This window comes from Nocardioides sp. (assembly GCF_050246775.1).
GTDB lineage: Bacteria > Actinomycetota > Actinomycetes > Propionibacteriales > Nocardioidaceae > Nocardioides.
Genome location: NZ_JBFWVK010000009.1, coordinates 45953 through 55604 on the forward strand (window position 1 = coordinate 45953; position 9652 = coordinate 55604).

Genomic DNA, 9652 nt, shown 5'->3' on the forward strand with positions numbered 1-9652 from the left:
GTTGAGAACGACCGCTTCGCGCTTGCCTCGAAGCCTTGAGTCACGCGGCTGATGCAGACTTCCGGCACTACCCGACCACCGTGAAGTGCAGGTGGTCATAGTGACCGCCGGTCACGCTGTTGGGGTCGTGCATCCCTCCGCCGTCGTAGGGGCGCCAGCCTTCGGAGTTGCGTGCAACCGACCAGATGTGGCCCTGCCAGATGAGGTACTCGACGCCGAGGGTCACGGCATTGACCTTCAGCCAGTTGCAGATCTTCCAGCCGAGGTCGAGCGCGGGACCGCTGGCCGCCGTGCCGATCGAGTTGCCGAAAGTGCCGTCGCACGCGCGACCGAGGGGATGCTCTGATTGCTGGCCTGCGCGCGGCGACCAGCACCCCCAACGCGAGTCGGGGAAGTTCTTCTGCACCTGGGCGAGCACGCTCGCGGTGCGCTCGGTGATCTGGCCATCGGTGGTCGGGTCGTCGATGAGGTGGTTGGGGTCGTCGCCAGCGTAGGAGCTCGCTGGGCCGCCGGCGTTGCCGCAGCCTGCGGCGCTCCGTTCGGTTCTGCTCTCGACGTCGGACGCGCCGTTCGAGGTCAGCCACTCCTCTGGGTCAACGGGTGCAGCATCGGCTCTGCCCGGGCGAACCTCGAAGTGCAGATGAGGCCCGGTGGCATAGCCGTCCATCCCGACGTCGCCGATGTACTGCCCCGCGGTGACGGTGTCGCCGGCTTTGACGCGGATGCCCTCGGCGTACATGTGCGCATAGCCGGTCGCGACTCGCCGTCGGGCGACGGTGTGCTCGATCAGGATGAGGTGGCCGTAGCCCGGGGCGGGTCCGGCGAAGGACACACGACCATCGGCTGCCGCGAGTATGTGTGTGCCGCTGGGAGCGGCGAGGTCGACGCCCGTGTGCAGCTTGGACTCGCCAGTGACCGGGTGGACGCGCATCCCGAAGCCACTCGTCCGCACCCACGTCCCGGCTGGCAGCGGGAAGACGACGCGTCCGGTCTCTGGGACCACCGAACTAGCGCTCGCGCTGGTCGACGCGGTGCGTGTCAGCGCGTCGACGGTCTGGGCGGCGACGCGCTCGAACCTGGCGTACCGGTCGGGGTACGCCGAGCCCTCGACGGCTTGAGCTGCGGCGCCCGGTGACAACTGCTGCCAACCCGGAATGTCGAGCAGGCCTCGGGGTGACCCGTGGTTCGGGCTGGTCAGGCCTCCGAAGAAAGCGCGAGCTTGGTAGGCGGGGTCCATGAGGTCGGCGATCGTGCCCCAGCCGGCGCTCGGCCTCATCTGGAAGAGGCCAAGGGAGTCGCGGTCGCCGCCGTTGCCGTCGTGGGGGTAGTTCGCCGACTCCGGGTAGGCGCTGGTGTTGGAGAGCATCCGAAGACTCGACTCGGTGAGTGCGGCCATCAGCGCGATGACCACACCGTCGCGTCCCACACCCCGCGTGCGCCCGCCGGTCGCGATGATCGTCGCGGCGTGCGTCAGTTGCCGCCGGTTCAGGGTCAGGGTTGTTCCGTCGCTTGTCGTCACGCTGAGGCTGGCGGGGATGGCACCAACGTTCAGCCGGCTTGTCGGCAGGCAGGAAGCCTGCGCTGCGGGGTTGAGCAGGACAGCCATCCCGACCAGACACGAGGCAGGCCCGAAGAACAGTCCTAGGACCAGGGCCGTGGCTACTGCCTTGCCCACCGCTGCCCGCTCAGCTCAGGGGCTCGTCGAGACGTGAGAGCCGCAGCAGATAGCAACGGGGGTACGAGGGACGGCAGACCGCAAACACCGTGAACGCGACCTCGTGTTCTGTCGCGACGGGCTCGCCCTCCCAGTCTCCAGTTCGGTGTCGGGCGCCCTCGATCGTGTAGGCCACCGTGCCGGGGAGCAGCCCGTTCGGTCCCGCCTCGGCCTTGGCCTGTGACCACAAAGTTGGCACCTGAGACGACGTGATGGTCAGCCACTGGCGGGTTGAGTAGCGGCGAAGGTCGGTCCAGGCCGCCGACGTGGGCAGGTAGGTGCTGAGGTCGGCGACGAGCCCGGGGGCGGACTCGCCAGTGGGGTCAGCGACGGCGACCAGCCGTGCGACGTACTCGGACAGCGGCACCGCAGCGGCGGTGTCCCATTCGAAGACCGCGGACGCCGCCATGCGAGCGAAGGCCTCCGGATCGTCGGTCGGTGGCAGCGCCGGTAGTCCGCCGGCCGGGGATTCGTCCTCCTCGGCTGGGAGCGGGTCCACCGTGTCGGGCTGAGGAGCCGGCTGGGTGGCCGATGGAGAAGGGTCGTGTGCAAGGGCGGCGTAGAGGCCTGCAGCGATGAGCAGGGCGGTGAGGGCGGCGGCCGCGACCAGGATGCGGCGCTGGCGGAGGCCGCCGTCACGAGCGGAGGAACGGAACATCAGTGCGTGTCCTTTGGTCGCGGAGACTCGGTCACGTCACAGGTGGATCCCCGGCACCGGCGGCATTGGAACCGGGCTCAGGCGCTGGCGGGCTGTGGGATCCGTTGCCGAGCGCGACGGGCTGCGTCCGCAAACACCTCGGTTTCGGCCAGCACTCGCTCGAACGTGGCCCAGTCGCTTTCGGAGAGCTGCTGCCCAACCTCCGTCGCGTCGTGGTGCTTCGACCAGCCGTCGAGGTCACTCCAGGTGAGGATGAAGGCCCGAAGTGAGCGCTGTGAGGGCTGGTGGTCGGGGTGGGGCGGCCGGATCCTTCCGCCGCCGCGGGCTCGTTCCTGTTTCACGCGCGCCAGGGCTTCGGCGGCGAGGGCTTCGAGTTCGTCGCGGGAGAGTGGGGCGGCGTTGAGTTGGCCCCCGGTCAGCTCGATCGCCGCCTTGATGCGATGGAAGGCGGGAGCCACGTCGGCGCCGTCATCGATGGCCCGGAGTTCGGTGCCCGCCAGGTCGCGCACTACCGCTGCAACTGTGGGGTCGGCGGCGGTCCGCTTGATCGTGTTGATCTGTTCGAGGCGTTGATGCGAGGCCTTGCCGGTGACGAGCTTCGCCGCGTTGTTGCGGGCCTTGCCGAGCGGCGACGGTGGTGCGGAGTCCGCACCACCGTTCTCTCCACCCACAGTCGGGCTGGAGCCGAAGCGTGACGCCTCCTGGCGACGGGCGGCGTCTTCGGCCAACAGTTCCTTGAGTTCCTCGAACAGCGCCGACTCCTCGGTCGGTGTCAGCGGCTTGCGCAGCGCGTTCTCGTCCTGCTCGGAGAGGAGCCGCGACAGGTTGTCAGAGATGCCGGACCGCACCCAGACCTTCAACGTGCGCCACCCGAGGAGTTTGACGGCCTCCAGTCGCCGCCGGCCGCAGACCAGAACGCCGTCGGGGGTGATCGTGATCGGTTGCAGCAGGCCGCGTTCCTGGATCGATGTCATCAACGGGACGAGGTCGCCGAGTTCCTTGCGGTGACGGACTCCGATGATGATCGAGTCGATGCTTCTCTCGAGCTCGATGTGACCGTTGATGTCAGCCATGGGTGTGCCCGTCCTCCAGTGCGCGGACGCCCCGCGTGATCGGTCGGGTGATGCTTGCGATCTCCAGGACGTCCTCGACGTCGTAGCCGATCACCAGCAGGAGCAGGAGCCCGCGGCCGGCGCTGGTGTGGGCTCGATCCGGGTGCTGGTTGCCAAGTACGGCACGGAGCATCGCGAGCCAGCAGCGCTGGTCGAGGTCGAAGAGCGCTCGGGCGTGGCGGTCGCGGCGCAGGTACTCGAAGGCCGCGAGCCGGGACCCGGTCCGCATCAAGCGGCTGCAGATGTACTCGACGCCAGATCGTGCCGTCTCCTCCGGCCAGCCTTGTCGCATGAAGACCGACACTGCGCGGTCGAGCGCGACCAGGGCGTTGGTCGGCGCATCACTCTCCGGCAACGGGTCGCCGTCGTACGACTCGGACTCGGCAGGAACAGTGAAGGCCGGGTGGTACTCGTAGACGGGGGTCTCGCGCTCGCTGAAACGCTCGGCGTCGTGGAAGCCCGCGCTCTCTGCACGCCTGGCGCGACCTGTGGAGCACAGAAGACCGTTCGCGCGTGCGTCGTAGGTCAACGTCAACTGCACCGCCCGGGTGATGACGGCCCAGGGGTCGAGCGCATCGCGGGCAGCTCGGGTGAGCATCACCTCGAACGCGGCGACAGCGGCATCCGCCGGCTCCTGCCCGTGCTTGCGGGCCAGGGCGCCGTACTTGTCCATCGCGTAGGTCACCAGGTCGGTGGCCTCAGGTGCGCGGCTCCAGGCCTCCGGACCCGATGAGTGGAGGTGAGTCAAGAGGTTTCGCAACCCCTCGGATTCGACGAAGGTCGGCTGGGTGGTCATAGTCCAAGTCCCTCTCGGGTCGTGGCGGCGGAGGTTGGAGTGTCCGGGCGGGCGATCGCTGAGCGCGTGATGCGGTGTCCTGCGCGGGCTGGTGCCTGGCGGGCGCGGCGGGTCAGCTCGGCTTGCAGGTCGATGCCTCGACGCGTCAGCGGGGCGCCCAGGAACCCGGGGAGATCGGTCGGGCGCACCCACGCCACGGTGGGTTTCGCCAGAGTCGGCTCGGGGCCGGCGTGGGGAGCTGGCTGGGAGGGGTCGCGGTGGATGGCGAGGGCTGCGACCTCCGCAGTGTGCTCGGGGAGCGGGGGTGCCTCGCCGAGGCTGCGTTCGCCCAGGCGGTGGTAGGGCTCGTTGGTGTTCACCGTCGCACCGCCTCAACCGCCCGGGTAGGGCCGCCGGCAGGTGTTGGGCTGACCCGTGTGACCCTTCGGTACGCCGACTGGATCGTCGTCTGGACCTCACGCCGGGTCAGTCCCGTCGAGCGAGCCGCATCTCCGAGCAGGTCAGAGGTGACGTCGAGGTTGTGACCGTCTTCAGCCATCCGACAGGCCGCCCAGAACAGGCCGTGGTTGCGGGCGCCTTCGGGTCGCGAGGCCACCCAGGCGGCGAGGCGGTCCGGGCGGGCACCGGCGGTGTGTACGAAGGCGGGTGGCCGCGTTGGCCGGGGTGGATCGAGGAAGGCCCGGAGCCCGGCTGCGTCGACCGGGTGCGGTTGGTGCTTCGCCACGGCGATGAGCTCGTAGCTGTGTCGAATGCCATCGGCCTGGTTGACCGTTGAGGGCGGTACGACGATGTAGCCACCGTCGCCGCGGAAGTCGACATGCTTACCCGGCACCTGCCACGACCTTTGCTCGGTTGCCGAGGCTCGCAGGAAATAGGCGTGGATGCCGAACGATGGAGTGCGCACCAGCCATGCCCAGCCTGCGACGAATCCGGCAGACCGGGCCTGCTCGAACGCGGGGAAGCCGTTGCCGCCGGGGTGGACATCAACGTCGACGACGTCGATCCCGGACACGGCCCCGGTCGGTACCGCGAGGTTGGCGTCCGGCCACCGCCGCCACCACCCAACGACCTGTGCGGGGTCAGCTGTGGCGTCGTGAAAGCCGCGTGTTGTGAGCGGCTGTTTGCCGCCCGGAAAGCACGGAAAGACTGGAACTCCAGAGCGTGCCAAGGTCTGTGCCGCGGTCGAGGTGTCGGGTGCCCCGGCCGCTCGAAGCATCGCCGTAGCCACCGACCGCGTTGTGGTTTCTGTCCGGCTGCTCATGGCGGTCAGATTGCCCGAGCGTCCTTACCCTGGGGCTTCCCCCGATGTCGCTGCGAACAGGGGGAAGGACCGTGTTTTCGCAGGTCAGGGCACCTTCCCCCGAAAGGTTGAGTTCGCCCGGACTACCGACAATTTGACGGTTCTATCGTCGCGACGGGCGACGATCCCAGCCACGTTGACGGACCACCGTGGCCGTCCGGGGTGGCAGATCCACGGGGCCGAGGTCGTCGTCGCTGCGGTTGAAGACGCCGTCGATCAGCTGACGCTCGGCGAGATCGGCGTGCCCGGTGACGGCGGCGACCTCAACGAGATCGAGTCGGCTGGTTTCGTCGTAGGGAGCTGCGCGGTACGCCGTTTCGGCCGAAAACCTAGCGAGGTCAAGGTCCCCGACGCTCAGGGCATGGGTAGTGAGGATGTGAGCGACGTCGACGACTGCGCAGCCCATCACATGGTCGAGGCGTTCGCCTTCGAGGAGCCAGGTCCAGCCGACGGGGCGCAGTTGGGTGAAGGGCTCGCCGGTCACCAGTCGAAGTGCCGTCTGTAGGTCTTTGAGGCCGGCGGCCCCTCGGGATTGTGCTCGCATTCGCAGGCGTCGGAACAGGTCGAGATCGACCAGGACGTCGTCGACCTGATAGGAGGGCGTCCCGCGCTCAATTGCCGCCCGCGACTGCTTGGCGCTCGGGAGGTGGTCAACGCCGGTTCGCGGGTTGGTGCCCAACCAGGAGCGGAGCATCTTGAGGTCGACGTAGGCGCGCTTGGTGGTGATTGACATGGCGTCAGCAATCTCGGAGCTGGTCGTCCCGGCCGGATGCAAGGCCAGGTAGGCGAGGAGCTCGGTGTAGAAGGGCTTGCGCTTGGCGATGCCGGAGACGTCCCCGTGGGCTCGGGCGCGGACCGGTCCGAGGAGCACGAGCTTCGGGAGGGGGCACTCGGGAGCGAGCCAGAGTGCGATGTCTTGATCCAGGGTGGGATCAGCGGCCTCGGCACTGGTGCGCGTCTCGGGTGCTGCAACGGGGGCCAGGGCTTCGATGTCTTGGGCGGTTGTCGGGGCGGCGTCGGCGTACTGCATCGCGGGAAGAGGTAGGAGCGAGCCCTCGCCGGCTGGGCCGTCGGGGCGTGGTTCGACCAGTGCGGTGCGCAGGGCGCCCGCGACGTCGGTCCGGCGGCGCCATCCCTCTTCCGCTGTGTCGTCAACCGGCATCGGTGCGTTCTCGGCGTCGCGGGTGACCTCGACGATCGCCGCGCAGACGGCCGCTTCTTCCGCGGTGAGGCCGGCCGCGGTGACGTCGAGGTTGAGGCTGCTGACGCGAAGCCTGCTATCCGGGGTGACCTCGAGGATGACGTCGCCAGGCTCGGGCGTGCTGTTGACGGCGATGACCGCTGCCCCTGGCCTTCCGGGGTGAGCCCTGATGATCTTGACGATCTGTCGCACCGGTGTTCTTCCACCCACACCGTTCGCGGAGACGACGGCATGGAACTGCTCGGGGTCGTGTCCGGGGAGTCTGGGGCCGCTGGTCAGGTGGCGAGCGAGGCGGTCGAGGAACGTGAGGTCACCATCGCTGTGGTGGTGGAGGCGCACCGGCGCGATAGTGGCGAGCTCTGCTCCGAGCCCGAGGATGTCGACGTCGACCAGGTCCGACCAGGGGTTGAGGGCCAACTCGGCCGCGACGTACCGCCCGATTGCTTCAGCGTTCTCGGGGTCGCCGGTGACGCTGACGACGCCGAGGTGTTCCAGGTTGAGGAGCCACAGGTGTTGGTCGACGCTTTGTCCGACGGTGACCAGCAGCGGGTACGGCGCGAACTGGTCGAGGTCGGTGGGGATGGCGGCATCCAGAGCAAGCGACCACGTCTTCTCGTTGCCCTCCCAGGGTGCGGGCAGGGCTGAGTCCTGGGCGAGATGCAGGATCAGGGTGTCCGGGGTGAGCTCCACACTGGTGACGGCGGGTAGCGTGGACATGACTGTTGCGAGCCAGCGCAGGGCAGCGTCGAGCGCTTCCAGTCTGGGGGCCATGACCGCGCCGGCCAACTGCGTGGTTTTCTCGACGGCTCGGAGCTCCGGTGGTGGGGGAGCGATGATGTGACCGGGGCGCCGGAAGCGGAGCTGGGTGCTGCGGTGGCGCCGCAGGGCGAGCAGGAGGGCTCCGGCCAGCAGCGCACCTGCACCGGTGAGTCCTGGCAACAGCCAACCGGGAGTGACGTCGTCAGTTGGGTTGGCAGCGTCGTCGACGCCAGCAACCTGGGTGGGCTCGGCGCCGTCGTAGGGCTCGGCGGTCGGCTCACGCGTGTGTCCAGGTGTCGGTGCCGCCGGGTGTGTCGCGCCCTCGCTCCGGTGTGACGGCGGGTCAGGGACGGCCTCGACGGGCTCGATGGGCTCACGTGGGGCTGTGCCGGGGATCGTCAGTTTCCAGCCGGGGCGGATGACATCGGGGTCCTCCAGGTGGGTGCCGTCGTTTTGGACGGTGTCGCGGGATGCCTCGTAGATCTCCGGGTAGCGCATCGGGTCGCCCAGTTCGTCGAGGGCAATCTCCGACAGGGTGTCGCCCGGTTCGACCACGTAGGTCTCGGACGGCTGGTCGCCCGCGTGGGGTTCGACGGTGTGCGGCACCCGTAGGACGGTTCCGGCGGTGATGAAGTCCGGGTGTCCGCCGAGGACGTCGGCGTTCAGGTCGACGATCTCGACATATCTGGCGCCGTCTCCGAGCAGGCGGTCGGCGATCTTCCATAGGCTGTCGCCGCGTTTGACGGTGTAGTCGATCGTGTCTTCGTCCGCCATCAGGGCATCGACGACGGGTGCTGCCGGCGCTGCCTGGATGGGGGTTTGAGCGAGAGCCACCGCTGGAGCGCTCTTCTGGGGCGCGTCTACAGGCGGCGCAGCGATGGAGTGCGCCGGCGGCGCTGGGAACGCAGCCGTCACCGCCGGCACGGCGACGAAGAGTAACGCAGCCATCGCGACGAGCCGCCCGGCCACACCCTGAGGGATTGCCAGCCCTGGCAATTTCGGTGCCGAGATGCCACGGACCTGCGCGGTCGCAGCGAACAGCACAGAGAGCGCCATGACGGCCCACGCCGCCCAGGCGACGACGGCGATCATGACCATGACGAGGGTGCCGTCGTCGGGGCTGGTCAGCAGGTCGCCGAGATCCCCGAGATCCTGGTGCCAGGGCGTCGCACGGATGGCGACGAGCAGCACGGGGGTGCCGCCAACGAGCAGCAGGATCGCGATCGTGGCGGCGAGGCCGCGGAGTCGTTGGCGCAGGTTGCTCATCGTTCGGTCCCTCCGAGGCTGCGGATGAGTCGTGCCGAGGCTTCCCCGGTCACCGTGAGATCACCGACTCCGATGAAGTTGAGGAACGTGGGGGAGTAGGTGTCGGTGACGTCGACTGTGATCGTGTCGCCACCGGTGATGGTGACGCTGCCTTCGACATTCGCGGCGGCGAGGTAGTCCTGAGCTGCGGCCCGGGCGGCTGCGGTGTCGATCGCGAGGTAGTGGCCCTCGACGGCAGGCGCCGCCTGGACCTGTTGGCCACCGGCCCTGGCAGCCTCTGCCGCGACGTCGTGTGCCCGTTGTTGGGCGTGCACCTGCCCGCCGAGGTCGACAGCGAGACCCACGAGCACGATCATCACGAAGCTGGCGGTGACCAGCCACAGGCTGATCGAACCGTGTTCGTCTCGTAGCCTCACGATCATGCGCGCTCCCGCCACGAGTCGAGCGGGCTGGAGGTCGTGGAGCGAATCACCCGAGTGCCAGGAATCCCCGGCACCGACAGATCGGCGAGATCGAGGACACATTCAACTGTCACGCTGACCGTGGCGGGGTGGCCGATGGGCTTGGTGAAGTCGCTGGCGTCGATGATGACGTCGATCCTCAGGCAGTGGACGTCCTGGTTCGCGAGACTGAGGTGTGCGGCCTGTTGAGCGTCGTGCTTGGCATCGGTGCTGGTACGGGCGATGGAGGCTGAGCGGGCTGCGTCGGCGGACGCGGACTCGACCGCTTGGTGGGCTACGGAGGTCCGCCCTCCGAAGATGATCAGCCCGACGAACAGCACGAACGCGGGCAGACCGATCGTGGCCTCGATCGAGGCCGACCCACGTTGGTCGTGAATGGTCATGG

9 protein-coding genes are annotated in these 9652 nt (G+C 68.6%); all 9 read right to left on the reverse strand.

Going from position 1 to position 9652, the window contains the following annotated elements; genetic code table 11:
* Positions 1-67 precede the first annotated feature (67 nt).
* Complete coding sequence (locus AB7I40_RS22955; protein ID WP_428347440.1) at positions 68-1675, reverse strand: M23 family metallopeptidase; 1608 nt, start codon at positions 1673-1675, stop codon at positions 68-70.
* A 10-nt stretch (positions 1676-1685) separates the two neighbouring features.
* The gene (locus AB7I40_RS22960) at positions 1686-2372 is read right to left on the reverse strand and encodes a hypothetical protein (RefSeq protein ID WP_428347439.1); all 687 of its coding nucleotides are present in this window, start codon (positions 2370-2372) and stop codon (positions 1686-1688) included.
* A 77-nt stretch (positions 2373-2449) separates the two neighbouring features.
* Positions 2450-3445 (reverse strand): ParB N-terminal domain-containing protein, encoded by a 996-nt coding sequence (locus tag AB7I40_RS22965; protein WP_428347438.1) that lies wholly within the window; start codon positions 3443-3445, stop codon positions 2450-2452.
* On the reverse strand, positions 3438-4280 hold the full coding sequence (locus tag AB7I40_RS22970) for a serine/arginine repetitive matrix protein 2 (protein ID WP_428347437.1): 843 nt from the start codon (positions 4278-4280) through the stop codon (positions 3438-3440). Before AB7I40_RS22970 ends, AB7I40_RS22965 begins: the two co-directional genes overlap by 8 nt.
* The gene (locus AB7I40_RS22975; protein ID WP_428347436.1) at positions 4277-4639 is read right to left on the reverse strand and encodes a hypothetical protein; all 363 of its coding nucleotides are present in this window, start codon (positions 4637-4639) and stop codon (positions 4277-4279) included. The genes AB7I40_RS22970 and AB7I40_RS22975 overlap by 4 nt, the downstream gene beginning before the upstream one ends.
* On the reverse strand, positions 4636-5541 hold the full coding sequence (locus tag AB7I40_RS22980; RefSeq protein WP_428348139.1) for a bifunctional DNA primase/polymerase: 906 nt from the start codon (positions 5539-5541) through the stop codon (positions 4636-4638). The genes AB7I40_RS22975 and AB7I40_RS22980 overlap by 4 nt, the downstream gene beginning before the upstream one ends.
* A 142-nt stretch (positions 5542-5683) precedes the next feature.
* A complete protein-coding gene (locus AB7I40_RS22985; RefSeq protein WP_428347435.1) occupies positions 5684-8806 on the reverse strand; it encodes a LysM peptidoglycan-binding domain-containing protein in 3123 nt (1040 codons plus the stop codon).
* Positions 8803-9228 (reverse strand): TadE/TadG family type IV pilus assembly protein, encoded by a 426-nt coding sequence (locus tag AB7I40_RS22990; RefSeq protein ID WP_428347433.1) that lies wholly within the window; start codon positions 9226-9228, stop codon positions 8803-8805. Before AB7I40_RS22990 ends, AB7I40_RS22985 begins: the two co-directional genes overlap by 4 nt.
* A partial coding sequence (locus AB7I40_RS22995) for a TadE/TadG family type IV pilus assembly protein (protein WP_428347432.1) occupies positions 9225-9652 on the reverse strand: 428 nt, incomplete at its 5' end. The genes AB7I40_RS22990 and AB7I40_RS22995, both read right to left, overlap by 4 nt.